Here is a 14,343-nt window from a genome sequence, read left to right as displayed (position 1 = left end):
CTTAGTAGATGCTGGTGGTGAAGTATTTGGCGGTGATCGCCTCATGGGTGCCATCGGCCAAGATCGCCGCGATACCCTTGTTCAGCGCTTCGCGCAGCGCGTCGTCGCCCTTGCGCACACCGGCGCCCACGCCGCGGCCGAGGATCGCCGGGTCATCTGCGACGGCACCCTTGATCTCGCAGCAGCCGCCCGCGTCGGAGGCGACGAAATCGGCCATCGCGATGCTGTCCGCCTGGGTGGCGTCGATGCGGCCCGCAAACAGGTCCTGGTTGGCCTCGTCCTGGGTCTGGTAGACGCGCAGCTCGGCGTCCTTGAAGTATTCCTGCGCATAGGCCTGATGGATGGTGGCGGCCTGGATGCCGACGATCCTGCCCGCCAGAGAGGCCGGGGTGGGCACGATCTCAAGCGACTTGTCAGCGACAATTACTGCCGGAGTGTTGTAGTAGGGTTCGCTGAAATCGATGGTCTTCATCCGCTCCTCGGTGATCGACATGGAGGCCATGATCGCGTCGATCTGCTGGCCGGTGAGCGAGGGGATGATGCCGTCCCAGGCGACGGGAGTAATCACGCAGTCCAGCGCGGCGGCCGCGCAAACCGCGCCGATCACCTCGATCTCCCAGCCGGTCCAATTGCCCGCGGAGTCGGGCGAGGCGAAGGGCGGGTAGGGCTCGGCGGCGATGCCGATCTTCACTTGTTCGGCGGCCGCCGCGCCCGCGGTCAGTGCCGCCGCGGCAGCGGCTGCGCTCAAAAGTGCCTTGAGTTCCATCTTTTCTCTCCCTGTTGTATGGTCTTGCTTGTTATCGATTTTTTGCTTTTCGTGCCGTTCCCGGCACCGGTTCCGGCTCCTGTCTCAGTGCACGGATGCCAGGAACTTGCGCAGCCGCTCCGACTGCGGGTTGCCAAAGACATCCTCCGGCGCGCCCTGCTCCTCGATCCGGCCCTGGTGCAGGAACACCACGTGGTCCGCGACTTCGCAGGCAAACTTCATCTCATGCGTGACCAGCAGCATGGTGCGCCCCTCGGACGCAAGGCCGCGGATCACTTGCAGCACCTCGCCCACCAGTTCCGGGTCCAGCGCCGAAGTCGGCTCGTCAAACAGCATCGCCGAAGGGTCCACCGCCAGCGCCCGCGCGATCGCCGCGCGCTGCTGCTGGCCGCCCGAGAGATAGGCCGGGAAGCTCTCCGCCTTGCCCTCCAGCCCGACGCGGGCAAGCAGGGTGCGGGCGCGCTCGATGGCTTCGGCGCGGGGCATCTTCAGCACATGCACCGGCACCTCGATCACGTTTTCCAGAAGCGTGCGGTGGGTCCAAAGGTTGAACTGCTGGAATACCATCGCCAGCCGGGTGCGGATGCGCTCGATCTGGCGCCGGTCCGAGGGCGCGCCATCGGAGCGCATTGCCACCTCCTCGCCGCCGATCACAATGCGGCCCGCGCTGGGCGTTTCCAGGAAGTTGATGCAGCGCAGCATCGTCGACTTGCCCGAGCCGCTGCCGCCAATCACCGCCACCACATCGCCCTTCTGCGCCGTGAGTGACACGCCCTTCAGCACTTCCAGGGTTCCGAAGGACTTGTGGAGCCCCTCCACCCGGATTGCCTCTTCACGCGGGGCGGGGTCGGTAACAGGCTCTGACAGCGGCGCGGCTCTGGCGGCGGTGGGCATCTTCCGGCTTCCTCACTTTTCGGCTTGTAGTAAGGCCGAACCCCAGTAATTATGCAAGTGTATAATTTCCACGGCCCGCGAAAGGATCCGCCCGTGAGCGAAGACCGCCGCAAATTCAGGCGCGAGACGCCGGAGCAGCGCAAGCTGGCGCTGATCGAGGCGGCGCTGGCGCTGGTGGCGGAGAAGGGCGTGCGCGGCGCCACCGTGCGCGCCATTGCCGAGCGGGCAGAGGTCACACAGGGGCTGATCCGGCATTATTTCTCCTCCAAGGAGGAGCTGATCGCCGCGGCCTACGAGCATCACATGACCTTCATGACCGATCTCACCGCGGCACCCGCGGCGGGCGATGAGCGTCCGGCCCGGGAGCGGCTCACGGCCTTCGTGGTGGCTTCTCTGACGGCGCCGGTGGTGGACCCGCGCTCGATCGCGCTCTGGGCCAGCTTCCTCAACAAGGTGCAGCGCGACCCGCAGATGCGGGCCACCCACGCGCGCACCTATGCCGACTTCCGCGACCGGCTCGAAGACTTGATCCGCGCGGCGCTGGAGGAGGCGGGGCAGCCGGCAGCGCCAGCCCAGGCGCGCCGCCTCGCCACGGCCTGCAACGCGGTGATCGACGGGCTGTGGCTGGAGGGCGGCGCCCTGCCGGAGGCGTTTGAGCCGGGCGAGCTGCCGGACATCGGACTTGATTCGATCGGCGCAATTATTGGACTCGACTTGCAACAGAAGGCGGAACGGCCATGAGAACGACTGCGATAACCGAACGCCTGGCGGGGCTGGGCGGCGACAAGTGGGAAGTGCACCTGAAGGCGCGCGCGATGGCCGCCGCAGGCGCCGACCTGATCGAGATGACCATTGGCGAGCCGGATGTGCCGACGCCGCCCGCGCTGATGCAGGCGGCCGTGCAGGCGATGCAGGCCGGGCGCACCGGCTATTCCGACGGCCGCGGCGAGATCGGCCTGCGCCGCGCGCTGGCGGAGTATTACACCCGCACCCGCTGCCGTGCTTTCGGGCCCGGCAACGTGCTTTGCTTCCCCGGCACCCAGACCGCGCTTTATGCGGTGATGGCAGGTGTCGCGGGCCCCGGTGACGAGGTGCTGGTGGGCGATCCGATGTATGCGACCTACGAGGGCGTGGTGCGGGCCTCGGGTGCCGCCATGGTACCGGTGCCGCTGCGCCCCGAGGCGGGCTTCCGGATGCAGGCCGAGGACCTTGCCGCCCGCATCACCCCACGCAGCCGCGCGATCCTGCTGACCACGCCGCATAACCCCACAGGCGCGATTCTGACGCCGCAGGACATCGCCGGAATTGGCGCGCTGGCCCGCAAGCATGACCTCTGGATCATCTCGGACGAAGTCTATGAGCAGCTGATCTTCGAGGGCGCCGCCTTCACCTCGCCGCTTGCCGATCCAGACCTGGCGGAGCGGGTGATCGCGGTCTCCTCGATTTCCAAATCCCACGCCGCGCCGGGCTTCCGCAGCGGCTGGTGTATTGCGTCCGAGGCCTTTTGCAACGCGCTGCTGCCGGTGTCGGAGACGATGCTCTTCGGCAACCAGCCCTTCATCGCGGACATGACCGAACGGGCGGTGCGCGACGGCTCGCCTGTGGCGCCGGGGATGAGCGCGCGTTTTGCCGCCCGCGCAGCATTGCTCGCCGAACGGCTGCAGCGGGATACCGGTTTCACTGTGCACCGCCCCGACGCGGGGATGTTCGCGATGGTCGATGTGGCCTGCACCGGCCTCACAGGCGAGGCCTACGCGCTCGACCTTCTGGAGAACGGCGGCGTTGCGGTGATGCCCGGCGCCTCCTTCGGGGAGAGCCTGCCAACCTGGGTCCGGGTGGCGCTGACAATTGATGACGGGAAATTCGACGCAGCGATCGATCGCATCGTGGCCCATGCAGACGAGTTGAAAAGGAACGCGGCATGACCAGCACCGGCGAAGCATTGGTGGCCGCGCTGAAAGCGCGCGGCGCGGACACCGTCTTTGGTATTCCGGGCGTCCATACGGTGGAGCTCTACCGCGGGCTGGCGCAGTCCGGGCTGCGGCATGTGACGCCGCGCCACGAACAGGGTGCGGGCTTCATGGCGGATGGCTATGCGCGGGTTTCGGGCAAGCCGGGGGTGGCCTTTGTGATCACCGGGCCAGGGCTGACCAACACGCTCACGGCGATGGCGCAGGCGCGCGCCGATTCGGTGCCGATGCTGGTGGTCTCCGGCGTGAACCGGCAGGCGAGCATCGGCCGCGGGCTTGGCCATCTGCACGAACTGCCGGACCAGCACGCGCTGGCCTCCACCGTGGCGCTGGTGTCCGAGCATGTGGCGGCGCCTGGCGATCTGCTGCCCGCGCTGGAGCGCGCCTTTGCGCCCTTTGCGGACGGCCGGCCCGGCCCGGCGCATATCCAGATACCGCTGGATGTTGCGGGGGAGGCACATCACGCAGCCCTAGTCGACAGCCGGCCGGCCCGGCCCGGCCCCGGCCCCGCCTTGCTGGAACAGGCCGCCGCGCGGCTCGCCCGGGCGGAGCGGCCGGTGATCCTCGCAGGCGGCGGCGCCCGGCGCGACGGCGCGGCGCTGCGGGCGCTGGCCGAGCGGCTGGACGCCCCGGTGGTGCAGACCGTGAACGCCCGCGGCGTGATGTTCGGCCATCCGCTGGGCGTCCCCGCAAGCCCTAGCCTCGAAGCGGTGCGCAACCTTATTGCCGGGGCCGACGCGGTTCTGGCGCTGGGCACCGAGCTCGGGCCCACCGATTACGACATGTACGGCACCGGCCGCATGCCGCCGCTGGGCGCGCTGATCCGCGTGGATGTCTGTCCCGCGCAGCTGGCCCGCCACCCGGCGGAAATCGCGATCGAGGCGACGGCCGCGACGGTGCTGGAGGCGCTCCTGGGTCTGCTGCCGCAGAACCCTGCAAACCACGGCGGCGCCGCCCGTGCCGCCCGGACCCGCGACGCCGCGCTGGCGGAGATTGGCCCGGACTACCGCGCGCTGGCCGCCACCCTGGAGGCGATGCGCGATGCGGTGCCTGGCGCGCTGATTGTGGGGGATTCCACCCAGCCGATCTATGCGGGCAACCTCTATTACGATCACGACCGCGCGGGGGGCTGGTTCAACGCCGCCACCGGCTACGGTGCGCTGGGCTATGCGATCCCGGCAGCCATCGGCGCCTCTATTGCGGACCCCAAGGCGCGGGTGATCTGCCTGGCAGGCGACGGCGGCGCCCAGTTCTCCCTGCCTGAGGTGATGGCCGCGGTGGACGAAAAATTGCCCATCACCTTCGTGATCTGGAACAACAGCGGCTACCGCGAGATCGCCACGGCGATGCAGGATGCGGGCGTCACTGTTGTGGGCTGCGATCCGGCCCCGCCGGATTTCCAGGCCGCCGCCGCCTCCTTCGGCATCCCCTACAGCCGCTGCGACGCCACGCCGGAAGCGGCCGCCGGAGCACTGGCTGCCGCCGCCCGGCACGACGGCCCCAGTCTGGTGGAAGTCGCCGCGCCGCAGTTCATACCCGCAAAGGATTGACCACAAATGACAAACCCCGCAATTGACTTCACCCGCGCCATCATCCGCCGCCCCGCGCCTTCAATCGTCGAGGGCCTTCGCGCCGAGGACACCGGCACCCCGGACCTCACAACCATGCTGAAGGCGCATGAGACCTACGCCGCCGCGCTGAAAAGCACCGGGGCCGAGGTGATCGAACTGCCGCCTCTCGCGGATTTCCCCGATTCGGTCTTTGTTGAGGATACCGCGCTCTGCCTGCCCGAAGGCGCGGTGCTGATGCGCCCCGGCGCGCCCTCGCGCATGGGAGAGGTGGCGGAGATGGCCCCCGCGATCCGCCGTTGCTTTGACGACGTGCGCGCAATCCGCGGCCCCGGTCATATCGAGGGCGGCGACATCCTGTTCACCGGCCGCGAGGTGCTGGTCGGCCGCTCTGCCCGCACCGATGCTGCGGGCGTGGCCGAGCTCGCCGAGATCTGCGCCGAATGGGGCCGCCCCCTGCGCGAGGTGTTCACGCCGGAGGGTGTCCTGCACTTCAAGACCGATTGCTCGCTGATGGATGACGAGACCATTCTGGCCACCAAGCGGCTCGATGCCTCGGGCTGTTTTGAAGGCTACCGGGTGCTGCGCACCCCCGAGGGCGAGGAGGCCGCGGCCAACGCGATCCGCTTCAACAACCTGGTGCTGATGGCGGCGGGCTTTCCGCGCACGGCGGAGATGCTGACACGCGAAGGCTACGAGGTGGTGGAGATCGACAACACCGATTGCGCCAAGCTAGACGGCGGCATGTCCTGCCTGTCGCTGAGGTTCTGAGGCCCCCGGCGCCCGTTCAGGCCAACAGCCTACCGAATTCCGGCTGCCGGTCTTCCACACCCGCCAGCCGCAGCATGTGCCAGGCCAGTGCCTGGTTGCTGGTCAGCACCGGCAGGCCGGTCTGCGCCTCGATTTGCGGGATCACGTCCAGGCAGCGCAGGCTGGTGCAGGAGATCACCAGCGCGTCGCAAGGTGCGGCCTCCGCGACCTGGATTGCGCCGGCGGCGATGGCCTCCGGCGTGATCCGGCCTACCACGCGGTCGTCCTCGGCCTCGAAGGAGCCGAAGGCGGCGATCTCGAACCCGGCCTCCGCCAGCCGCTCCCGCAGCCGCAGCGAGACTTGCGCCGCGTAGGGGCTGAGAAACCCGAGCCGCCGCACCCCGAGGTGCCGTCCGGCTGCGATCAGTGCGGCCAACGGGTCGGTCACGCGGGCCTCGGGACAGGTGGTGCGGATGGCGCGGGCGACGTTTTCCGAGCCGATCACCGCCGCCGCCGAGGTGCAGCCATAGCCGATCACCCCGCGCGCGGCCGGCCCGGGCAAAAGCCCCGCCGCTGCGGGCAGATCGGCGGCCATGCGGGTCAGCGTCTCCGGGCTCACCACCGGCGCCATCGGGATGCGGCTGTGATAGAGCGCAACGCCGGGCAGCCGGGTCAGCCGGGCGCTCTCCGCCTCCAGCGTTTCATCCGCTGCCAGCACGATCAGCCCCAGCGCCGCGCGCGCGCCCAGCCCTGCATCCGTCTCATAGTCCAGCCGCATCCGCCGCCTCCCGCCTGGCTCCGCCCCGCTTGTGCCGGGCCTGCTGCAACAATACCGGACATTCAGGCGGCGGGGTGGTAGGATACCGGCGCCGCGCGACAAAATTCATCGCCGGGCAGGACGCGTGCGAGGAGGAACGGATTTTGGACGCCAAGGACGAGGAGATCCTGCAACTGGTGCAGCACAACGCCCGCCTCACCGCCGAGACCATCGGCCAGGATGTCGGCCTATCGCCCGCAGCGGTCCAGAAGCGGCTGCAGAAACTGCGCAACAGCGGCGTGATCGAGCGCGAGATCGCGGTGCTGAACCCCGCCAAGCTGGGCCGGGAAATGACCGTGATCGTCGAAGTGGTGCTGGAGCGCGAAAGCCGCGCGCATCTGGACGCTTTCAAGCGCCGGATGCGCCAGGCCCCGGCCGTGCAGCAATGCTACTACACCACGGGGGAGGCGGACTTCCTGCTGATCCTGACGGTCGCGGACATCAAGGAATACGAAGCCTTCACACAGGAGTATTTCTTTGATGAATCCAACATCAGCCGCTTCAATACCTCCGTGGTGATGGACCGGGTGAAGGCGACGCTGAACGTGCTCTGAAGCGCCGGGTCAGTCGCGCAGGCCCCGCTCCAGGCTGCGGGCAAAGCGCAACAGCCGCGAGTCCGATCCGCGCGGGCCCGCGATATGCAGCCCCGCCGGCATGCCGTCGCGCGAGGTGCCGCAGGGGATCGAGAGGCTGGGCAGCTCCAGCGGCGGCGTAAGCGTCACGGTGCGCCAGTCCTCCGGCAGGCCGCTGTCCGCAGCCGGGCCACATGCAGCGCATCAAAGCCCGGCACGTGGTGCTCGAACGATCTCGACCCCCAGGTGGTGCGCAGGCCCCGGGTCTCGAAGATGTCCTTGACCGCCACCGGCAGCCCGTGCAGCGGGCCTGCGAAGCTGCCCCGCGCTGCCATCGCGTCCAGCTCATCGGCGTGCGCCCCGGCCGCTGCCCAGCCCAGCGTGATAAAGGCGTTGATGCCGCCGTTCACTTCCTCGGTGCGGGCGCGGTGGGCGTCCAGCAGGGCGCGCGTGGAGAGGGTGCCTGCGCGCAGGCGGGTGGCCATCTCAAGGGCGCTGAGGCGGGTGAGTTCGCTCATGTCTCACGGTCTGAGGAAGGGGCAGGGGCAGACGGCGCAAGGGGAGGTTGGCCGGTGAGGTGAGCCTGTAGCTGAGCCACCCCTGCGCTGCGCCTCAAATACGGCGCCGGAATTGTCCTTGAGCGACCTGCCGCCGGGGAAAGTCCGGGGAAAGTCCCTGAGAGGGGCGGGATCAGCCTTGCAGCCAGCGGTGCACCGCGGATTTGGCGGCGCGGCAGGCCTCCGGCAGCGGCGCGCCTTTCGCCAGATAGCAGGCAATCGCGGTGGCGAGGCTGCATCCCGTTCCGCGCCGCGACACCGCCAGCCGCGGTGCGGCAAAGGCGTGTTCCGCGCCAGCGGCGGTGAACAGAAGGTCGGTGCTTTCGCGGCCGAAGGCGTGACCGCCCTTGACCAGCACCGCCTGCGCGCCGGCCGCCAGCAATGCAGCCGCCTGCGCCTCAACGCAGCCGCTACGGCCGGACAGCGCTGCCAGCTCCGGCAGGTTCGGCGTGATCAGCATGGCCCTGTGCAAAAGCCCGCCAAAGCCGTCCGCCAGCATCAGCGCCCCGCCGGAACTTGACTTCAGCACCGGGTCCAGCACCAGCGGAAGCTCCGTTGGCAATACCTCCGCGAGGGTTGCGGCCAGCCCGGGCGCGCCGATCATGCCAAGCTTCACCGCCCCCGGCACGGGTGATGTGGCGAGCGCCGCATAGACCTGCGCGGTCACTTCTTCGGGGGCGGCCGGATAGACGGCCTCCACGGCCTGATCCGTTTGCGCCGTCACGGCGGTGACCACCGGGCGCAGGGTGACATCCAGCGCTGCAGCCATCGCCGCATCCCGGGTGAGCCCGGCGCCGCCGCTGGAATCGGTGCCCCCTGCCGCCAGGATCGCCGTCATGCGCCGGCCCCGGCGGCCAGCAGGGCGAGGCTGTCATAGCCCGCCGCCCGCAGCTCCGCTGCCGCACCCCAGGCGCGCAGGCCCGAGTGGCAGCACAGCACGATACGCCGGTCCCGGGGCAGTGCAGCGGTGGACAGCGCCTCCCGCGGCAGCCGCAGCGCGCCGGGCACCGCGGGCAGCGGCGCCTCAACGGTATCGCGCAGCTCCACCGCCAGATCCTCCGGCGTGAGCAGCGCCGCGGCAGTGAAGGGCAGGGGGCGGGCCGGCTCGGTGGCCTCATCGAAGCGAAACCCCCCCAGCTCCAGCGACCCAAGCCGCAGGGTGAACATCTGTCCCAGCGGCGAGGGCATCTGGCCCAAAAGCACCTGAAGCGCCATCTGCGCCTGCAGCGCGCCGATCATGCCCACTGCAGGCCCCATCACCCCGGCGCTGGCACAGGTCGCGGCCTGCGCGGGCAGATCCGGGAACACCGCCCTGAGCGACGGCGCGCCGCCGCAGAAGCCCCCGGCATAGCCGCTTTGTCCCAGGACCGAAGCCGAGATCAGCGGCTTGCCCTGCGCAAAGCATTCGTCCGACAGGATATAGGAGACCGCAAAACTGTCCGCGGCATCCACCACCAGATCGGCGTGGCGCACCGCCTGGCCGGCGTTGGCTGCGTCGAGCGCTCGGGCGTGCGGATGCAGCCGTACCCCTGGGTTGGCGGCCAGCAGGCGGCGGCGGGCGGCCTCGGCCTTGTACTGGCCGACGTCCTCCATTGTGTAGAGCGGCTGGCGGTGCAGGTTGCTTTCCTCCACAACATCCGGGTCCATCACGGTGATCTCGCCGATGCCTGCGCCGGCCAGATATTGCAGCACCGGGCAGCCTAGCCCTCCAGCCCCCGCCACCAGCACATGCGCGCGGGCAAGCCGCGCCTGGCCCTCGGGGCCCACCTCGGGCAGCGCCATCTGCCGCGCGTAGCGGCTCATGCCCGGCAGGCCCCGACCCAGAGCCGCGTGCGCGCCTCGGGGTCTCCGGCGGTCTGGATATCGGTCACCACCGCGGCGCTGTCGGCCCCCGCGGCAAAGACCCCCGGCAGCCGCTCCGGCGTAAGCCCGCCAATCGCGACCAGCGGCGTCTTCCCCGCCATTTGCTTCCAGCGCGAAACCCGCTCCAGCCCCTGCGGCGCCCATTTCATCTGCTTCAGCAGGGTCCGGTAGACCGGCCCCAGCGCGACGTAATCCGGACTGGCCGAGAGCGCCCGCTCCAGCTCCGCCTCGTCATGGGTGGAGAGGCCAAGCCGCACGCCCTTGCGGCGCAGCGCGCCCAAGTCGGCGCTGTCCATGTCCTCCTGGCCGAGGTGCACAAAGCCGCAGTTCAGATCCAGCGCCGCCTGCCAATGATCGTTCACCACCAGTTGGCAATCGTGGACCGCGCAGAAGTCGCGGGCGCGGGCGATTTGGCGGCGGACCTCGGACTCGGGCTGATCCTTGATCCGCAGCTGCACGAGCTTCACGCCATGCGGCACCAGCAGTTCCAGCCGGCCGACATGGCCCGCGATCAGGTAGAAACGCTCCATCATGCCAGCTCCGCCAGGCCCAGCACCGGGGTCGAAGGCACCGCCATGTCGCGCCGCTCCATTGGATCGGCCTCGAAGCCCGCGCGCCCCGCCTGAACCGCCTGCGCCATCGCCTCCGCCATGCGCACCGGGTCGCCCGCCTTGGCCACAGCGGTGTTGAGCAGCACAGCGTCCATTCCCAGTTCCATCGCCTCAGCCGCATCCGAGGGCCGCCCGATCCCTGCGTCGACGACCAGCGGCACGCCGGGGAAATGCGCCCGCATCGCGCGCAGCCCGTCCGGGTTGCGCAGGCCCTGGCCCGAGCCGATCGGGGCGCCCCAGGGCATCAGCACTTCGCAACCCGCTTCCAGCAGCTTCTCGCCCGCCACCAGATCGTCGGTGGTATAGGGGAAGACCTGAAAGCCGTCCTCGCTGAGGATGCGCGCGGCCTCCACCAGGCCATAAACATCCGGCTGCAGCGTGTCGGCATGGCCGATCACCTCCAGCTTTATCCAAGGTGTGGCGAACAGGTCGCGGGCCATGTGGGCAGTGGTCACCGCCTCCTGAACGGAATGGCAGCCCGCGGTGTTGGGCAGGATGCGGCAGCCGGTGTCCTTCAGCAGGTCCCAGAACCCCGCGCCCGAACCGCCCGCGGTCTCCCGCCGGAGCGAGACGGTAACAACGCCTGTGCCGCTGGCTGCGATCGCAGCGGAGAGCGTGGCGGGGGAGGGGTATTGCGCCGTACCGAGGAGCAGGCGTGAAGTTAATTCTTGTCCGTACAGCAGCATCTCAGCCTCCTTGCATCGGGGCCAGAACCTCCAGCCGGTCGCCTTCGGCCAGCGGTGTTTCCTCCCGGTCCTCATAGGCCACAAACCGCCCGTTGTGCGCGGTTGCGGTGGCGGAGCTGGCAAAGCCCAGCTCGTCCAGCGCCGCGGCCAGGGTGGCGGCGGCGATTTCACAGGGTTGCGCGTTCACGAATATCTTCATCGCAGATCTCCGGTATCAGGCGGTCCGCCACCTGGGCGGCCATGGCGGGCGCCAGCAGGAAGCCGTGCCGGTAAAGCCCGTTGAGGTAGAGCGTGCCGTCTTTCTCCAGCACCATCGGGAGGTTGCCGGGGAAGGCGGGGCGCAGGCCGGCACCGGTCTCCACCACCGCGGCTTCGGCAAGGCCAGGGTGCAGGGCAAAAGCGGCGCTGAGGAGTTCGCTGAGCGAACGCAGGCTCACCGGCCGGTCCGAGCTGCTTTCGATCATGGTGGCGCCGATCATGTAGCGGCCGCCGCCGCGCGGCACGAGATAGAGCGGCATCCGCGGATGCAGAAGCCTCAGCGTGCGGGTGAACTCCACGTCCGGGCAGTGCAGCACCGCCATCTCGCCGCGCACCGGGCGTAACGATGGGAGCCCCGCCGCCATGCCGGTGCAGTCGAGCGTCACACCTTGGGGTGCGGGGGTGGCGAGGCGGATATCCACCCCCATTTCCTGCACCTTGGCCGCTAGATCGCTGAGTGCGCGGCGCGGGTCGAGATGCGCTTCCTCCGCGAAGTGCAGCCCGGTGGCGAACCGCCCTGCCAGCGCCGGTTCCAGTGCGGCTATCTGCGGCGCGCGCAGCAGCTGGAAATTGGCGGTACGGCGGGCAAAACGGGTGAGCTCGGCACGGTCGCGGGCAGGCGCCACCACCAGCGTGCCGCGCCTGTGCACCGGGGTGATCCTGGCCCACCAGCCGAAGGCGCGGCTGCCGAGGGTGACAACCTCCGCTTCCGCGCTTTCACGTTCGCACCAGGGGGCGAGCATGCCGCCGGCAAAGCGGGAAACGCTTTCTGCACCGATGCTCGTTGCGCGCTCATAGACGGTAACCGCCACCCCCCTCTGCGCCAGCTCGTAAGCGCAGGCAAGGCCGGCCAGGCCGCCCCCGGCGATAGTGATCATTCGGCCGGCTCCGCAGGTTCGGGCGCGGGTACGTATAATTCGCCGCCCTCGCGGAACTTGGCGGCCATCGCCTCCATGCCCTCCTTCTGCGCCTCGGCGCGGATGTCGTGGCTGATCCGCATGGAGCAGAACTTCGGCCCGCACATGGAGCAGAAATGCGCGACCTTGTGGGCTTCCTTGGGCAGGGTCTGGTCGTGGAACTCCCGCGCGGTCTCGGGGTCGAGGGAGAGGTTGAACTGATCCTCCCAGCGGAATTCGAAGCGCGCGCGGCTGAGCGCATCGTCGCGGCGCTGGGCGCCCGGCAGCCCCTTGGCGAGGTCCGCCGCATGGGCGGCGATCTTGTAGGTGATCACCCCGGTCTTTACGTCGTCGCGGTCCGGCAGGCCCAGGTGTTCCTTGGGGGTCACGTAACACAGCATCGCGCAGCCGAACCAGCCGATCATCGCCGCCCCGATGCCGCTGGTGATGTGGTCATAGCCCGGCGCGATGTCGGTGGTCAGGGGCCCGAGCGTGTAGAAGGGCGCCTCGTGGCAGCACTCCAGCTGCTTGTCCATGTTCTCCTTGATCTTGTGCATGGCGACATGGCCCGGGCCTTCGATCATCACCTGGCAGTCCTTGGCCCAGGCGATCTTGGTCAGCTCGCCCAGGGTTTCCAGCTCCGCAAACTGGGCTTCGTCATTGGCGTCGGCAATGGAGCCGGGACGCAGGCCGTCGCCCAGCGAGAAGCTGACATCATACTGGCGGCAGATGTCGCAGATCTCCTCGAAATGCTCGTAGAGGAAGCTTTCCTTGTGGTGATGCAGGCACCATTTCGCCATGATCGAGCCGCCGCGCGACACGATCCCCGTCACACGGTTTACCGTCAACGGCACCATGTGCAGCCGCACGCCGGCATGGATGGTGAAGTAGTCGACGCCCTGTTCCGCCTGTTCGATCAGCGTGTCGCGGAACACTTCCCACGTGAGGTCCTCGGCAATGCCGCTCACCTTTTCCAGCGCCTGGTAAATCGGCACCGTGCCGATCGGCACCGGCGAGTTGCGCACGATCCATTCGCGGGTGTTGTGGATGTTGCGGCCGGTGGAGAGGTCCATCACCGTGTCGGCGCCCCAGCGAATCGCCCAGACCAGCTTGTCCACTTCCTCCTCCATCGAGGAGGTGACGGCCGAGGTGCCCATATTGGCGTTGATCTTCACCAGGAAGTTGCGGCCGATGATCATCGGCTCGATTTCCGGGTGGTTGATGTTGGCAGGGATGATGGCGCGGCCCGCGGCGATTTCCGAGCGCACGAATTCCGGCGTCACGTAGTCGGGGATATTGGCGCCCCAGTCGTGGCCGTCCCGGTCCTGCTTGCCGTGACAAGGCGATAGCTCGCGCAGCTGGTTTTCGCGGATCGCCACGAACTCCATCTCGGGCGTGATGACGCCGGCACGGGCATAGGCCAGCTGCGTCGGAGCCTTGCCGTCCGTGCCGCGCAACGGCGCGGGTTTCACCGGGAACTCCGCGACCAGCCGCGCGCCTTCGGCAAAGCCGTTGTCCTCGGGCTTCACCTCCCGGCCGCGGTATTCCTCCACATCGCCGCGGGCGAGGATCCAGTCGCGGCGCAGCGCGGGCAGGCCCTTGGCAATCGCGATTTCCGCCTCAGGGTCGCTGTAGGGGCCGGAGCTGTCATAGACCGGCAGCGGCGCTTCGCCTGCGGTCGGGTGGGTCGAGATCTCGCGCATCGGCACGCGGATATCGGGGTGCAGCTGGCCTGCGACATGGATCTTGCGCGAGGCGGGCAGCGGTCCGGTGGTAATCTGCGGGGCAGGCGTGCTGCTCTCGGTTCGGATGGTCATGATGGTGCTCCTCAAGCCGTTCACTCAAAAAGACACCAGGTGAGATGTGGCTGGGAAACCTGCGGGCCGGGCACGTGCGCCGGGGGCCTGCGAGACGGTCCGCACCTGCTTTGAAGCGGCCCCAAGGCGTGGGCGGTGCGGTCCTAGCTTCCTACGCCAGTGTCAACTGGGTCAGGTTCTAAGGGTCGCGCCACCGGCCGGGTAAAGCCCCCGTGCCCATGCGCCTCTCAGTCCCTGCGGCGGGACTCCCCTGCGTGGCTTTAGGCCTAGGGGAGGAGGGGTGCAGGCGTCAACATCTATTTTTGTAGATAGTTTTTA

The 14,343-nt window shown here is 68.8% G+C and carries 17 protein-coding genes; 5 read left to right on the top strand and 12 right to left on the bottom strand.

Features of this window, described 5'->3' with window-relative positions:
* Position 1 precedes the first annotated feature (1 nt).
* Together ACOHX0_RS14740 and ACOHX0_RS14735 are read right to left on the bottom strand one after the other, a co-directional pair.
* Positions 2 to 766: a transporter substrate-binding domain-containing protein gene (locus ACOHX0_RS14740; RefSeq protein ID WP_420677726.1), complete on the bottom strand. Its 765-nt coding sequence runs from the start codon at positions 764 to 766 to the stop codon at positions 2 to 4.
* Between the two features lie 84 nt (positions 767 to 850).
* Entirely contained in the window at positions 851 to 1,660 is an 810-nt protein-coding gene (locus tag ACOHX0_RS14735; RefSeq protein WP_420677724.1) for an ABC transporter ATP-binding protein, read from the bottom strand.
* Between the two features lie 93 nt (positions 1,661 to 1,753).
* Here ACOHX0_RS14735 and ACOHX0_RS14730 point away from each other — a divergent pair, with 93 nt between their 5' ends.
* Genes ACOHX0_RS14730 through ACOHX0_RS14715 form a run of 4 tightly spaced genes read left to right on the top strand, consistent with a single transcriptional unit; the run spans position 1,754 to position 5,969 of the window.
* Positions 1,754 to 2,401, top strand: coding sequence for a TetR/AcrR family transcriptional regulator (locus tag ACOHX0_RS14730; protein ID WP_420677722.1), 648 nt, complete (start codon positions 1,754 to 1,756; stop codon positions 2,399 to 2,401).
* Complete coding sequence (locus ACOHX0_RS14725; RefSeq protein ID WP_420677721.1) at positions 2,398 to 3,585, top strand: pyridoxal phosphate-dependent aminotransferase; 1,188 nt, start codon at positions 2,398 to 2,400, stop codon at positions 3,583 to 3,585. The genes ACOHX0_RS14730 and ACOHX0_RS14725 overlap by 4 nt, the downstream gene beginning before the upstream one ends.
* Positions 3,582 to 5,180: a 5-guanidino-2-oxopentanoate decarboxylase gene (locus ACOHX0_RS14720; RefSeq protein WP_420677720.1), complete on the top strand. Its 1,599-nt coding sequence runs from the start codon at positions 3,582 to 3,584 to the stop codon at positions 5,178 to 5,180. The genes ACOHX0_RS14725 and ACOHX0_RS14720 overlap by 4 nt, the downstream gene beginning before the upstream one ends.
* A 6-nt stretch (positions 5,181 to 5,186) precedes the next feature.
* Positions 5,187 to 5,969, top strand: a complete 783-nt coding sequence (locus ACOHX0_RS14715; protein ID WP_420677719.1) for a dimethylarginine dimethylaminohydrolase family protein — start codon at positions 5,187 to 5,189, stop codon at positions 5,967 to 5,969.
* Between the two features lie 16 nt (positions 5,970 to 5,985).
* Here ACOHX0_RS14715 and ACOHX0_RS14710 read toward each other — a convergent pair whose 3' ends face one another.
* Positions 5,986 to 6,726 (bottom strand): maleate cis-trans isomerase family protein, encoded by a 741-nt coding sequence (locus ACOHX0_RS14710; protein ID WP_420677717.1) that lies wholly within the window; start codon positions 6,724 to 6,726, stop codon positions 5,986 to 5,988.
* A gap of 143 nt (positions 6,727 to 6,869) precedes the next feature.
* Between ACOHX0_RS14710 and ACOHX0_RS14705 the strand changes: the two genes are divergently transcribed.
* Positions 6,870 to 7,319, top strand: coding sequence for an Lrp/AsnC family transcriptional regulator (locus ACOHX0_RS14705; RefSeq protein ID WP_420677715.1), 450 nt, complete (start codon positions 6,870 to 6,872; stop codon positions 7,317 to 7,319).
* Positions 7,320 to 7,328: 9 nt separating this feature from the next.
* Here ACOHX0_RS14705 and ACOHX0_RS14700 read toward each other — a convergent pair whose 3' ends face one another.
* The 9 genes from ACOHX0_RS14700 to thiC all read right to left on the bottom strand — a co-directional run bounded on the left by ACOHX0_RS14700 (position 7,329) and on the right by thiC (position 14,025).
* Positions 7,329 to 7,487, bottom strand: coding sequence for a hypothetical protein (locus tag ACOHX0_RS14700; protein ID WP_420677713.1), 159 nt, complete (start codon positions 7,485 to 7,487; stop codon positions 7,329 to 7,331).
* On the bottom strand, positions 7,484 to 7,855 hold the full coding sequence (locus tag ACOHX0_RS14695) for an amidase family protein (protein WP_420677712.1): 372 nt from the start codon (positions 7,853 to 7,855) through the stop codon (positions 7,484 to 7,486). The genes ACOHX0_RS14700 and ACOHX0_RS14695 overlap by 4 nt, the downstream gene beginning before the upstream one ends.
* 172 nt (positions 7,856 to 8,027) lie before the next feature.
* Positions 8,028 to 8,732: a hydroxymethylpyrimidine/phosphomethylpyrimidine kinase gene (locus tag ACOHX0_RS14690; RefSeq protein WP_420677710.1), complete on the bottom strand. Its 705-nt coding sequence runs from the start codon at positions 8,730 to 8,732 to the stop codon at positions 8,028 to 8,030.
* The gene (locus ACOHX0_RS14685) at positions 8,729 to 9,697 is read right to left on the bottom strand and encodes a ThiF family adenylyltransferase (protein ID WP_420677708.1); all 969 of its coding nucleotides are present in this window, start codon (positions 9,695 to 9,697) and stop codon (positions 8,729 to 8,731) included. Before ACOHX0_RS14685 ends, ACOHX0_RS14690 begins: the two co-directional genes overlap by 4 nt.
* On the bottom strand, positions 9,694 to 10,287 hold the full coding sequence (locus ACOHX0_RS14680) for a thiamine phosphate synthase (protein ID WP_420677845.1): 594 nt from the start codon (positions 10,285 to 10,287) through the stop codon (positions 9,694 to 9,696). The genes ACOHX0_RS14685 and ACOHX0_RS14680 overlap by 4 nt, the downstream gene beginning before the upstream one ends.
* Positions 10,287 to 11,054, bottom strand: a complete 768-nt coding sequence (locus ACOHX0_RS14675) for a thiazole synthase (protein ID WP_420677707.1) — start codon at positions 11,052 to 11,054, stop codon at positions 10,287 to 10,289. The genes ACOHX0_RS14680 and ACOHX0_RS14675 overlap by 1 nt, the downstream gene beginning before the upstream one ends.
* 1 nt (position 11,055) lies before the next feature.
* Positions 11,056 to 11,253: a sulfur carrier protein ThiS gene (gene thiS / locus ACOHX0_RS14670; protein ID WP_420677706.1), complete on the bottom strand. Its 198-nt coding sequence runs from the start codon at positions 11,251 to 11,253 to the stop codon at positions 11,056 to 11,058.
* Positions 11,222 to 12,190 (bottom strand): FAD-dependent oxidoreductase, encoded by a 969-nt coding sequence (locus ACOHX0_RS14665; RefSeq protein ID WP_420677705.1) that lies wholly within the window; start codon positions 12,188 to 12,190, stop codon positions 11,222 to 11,224. Before ACOHX0_RS14665 ends, thiS begins: the two co-directional genes overlap by 32 nt.
* Entirely contained in the window at positions 12,187 to 14,025 is a 1,839-nt protein-coding gene (gene thiC / locus ACOHX0_RS14660; protein WP_420677704.1) for a phosphomethylpyrimidine synthase ThiC, read from the bottom strand. Before thiC ends, ACOHX0_RS14665 begins: the two co-directional genes overlap by 4 nt.
* Positions 14,026 to 14,343: the final 318 nt, after the last annotated feature.

It is taken from the genome of Cribrihabitans pelagius (genome assembly GCF_048820915.1).
GTDB classification, from domain to species: Bacteria; Pseudomonadota; Alphaproteobacteria; order Rhodobacterales; family Rhodobacteraceae; genus Cribrihabitans_A; species Cribrihabitans_A pelagius.
The sequence above is the reverse complement of the archived record's forward strand: the minus strand, read 5'-3'. Positions and strand labels throughout refer to the sequence as shown.

Excerpts from the sequence above, each read along its gene's own strand:
- ACOHX0_RS14720 (WP_420677720.1), top strand. The coding sequence starts at position 3,582 with ATGACCAGCACCGGCGAAGCATTGGTGGCCGCGCTGAAAGCGCGCGGC.
- ACOHX0_RS14725 (WP_420677721.1), top strand. The coding sequence starts at position 2,398 with ATGAGAACGACTGCGATAACCGAACGCCTGGCGGGGCTGGGCGGCGAC.
- ACOHX0_RS14690 (WP_420677710.1), bottom strand. The coding sequence starts at position 8,732 with ATGACGGCGATCCTGGCGGCAGGGGGCACCGATTCCAGCGGCGGCGCC.
- ACOHX0_RS14710 (WP_420677717.1), bottom strand. The coding sequence starts at position 6,726 with ATGCGGCTGGACTATGAGACGGATGCAGGGCTGGGCGCGCGCGCGGCG.
- ACOHX0_RS14715 (WP_420677719.1), top strand. The coding sequence starts at position 5,187 with ATGACAAACCCCGCAATTGACTTCACCCGCGCCATCATCCGCCGCCCC.
- ACOHX0_RS14735 (WP_420677724.1), bottom strand. The coding sequence starts at position 1,660 with ATGCCCACCGCCGCCAGAGCCGCGCCGCTGTCAGAGCCTGTTACCGAC.
- thiC (WP_420677704.1), bottom strand. The coding sequence starts at position 14,025 with ATGACCATCCGAACCGAGAGCAGCACGCCTGCCCCGCAGATTACCACC.
- ACOHX0_RS14680 (WP_420677845.1), bottom strand. The coding sequence starts at position 10,287 with ATGGAGCGTTTCTACCTGATCGCGGGCCATGTCGGCCGGCTGGAACTG.
- ACOHX0_RS14675 (WP_420677707.1), bottom strand. The coding sequence starts at position 11,054 with ATGCTGCTGTACGGACAAGAATTAACTTCACGCCTGCTCCTCGGTACG.
- ACOHX0_RS14695 (WP_420677712.1), bottom strand. The coding sequence starts at position 7,855 with ATGAGCGAACTCACCCGCCTCAGCGCCCTTGAGATGGCCACCCGCCTG.
- ACOHX0_RS14740 (WP_420677726.1), bottom strand. The coding sequence starts at position 766 with ATGGAACTCAAGGCACTTTTGAGCGCAGCCGCTGCCGCGGCGGCACTG.
- ACOHX0_RS14685 (WP_420677708.1), bottom strand. The coding sequence starts at position 9,697 with ATGAGCCGCTACGCGCGGCAGATGGCGCTGCCCGAGGTGGGCCCCGAG.
- ACOHX0_RS14665 (WP_420677705.1), bottom strand. The coding sequence starts at position 12,190 with ATGATCACTATCGCCGGGGGCGGCCTGGCCGGCCTTGCCTGCGCTTAC.
- thiS (WP_420677706.1), bottom strand. The coding sequence starts at position 11,253 with ATGAAGATATTCGTGAACGCGCAACCCTGTGAAATCGCCGCCGCCACC.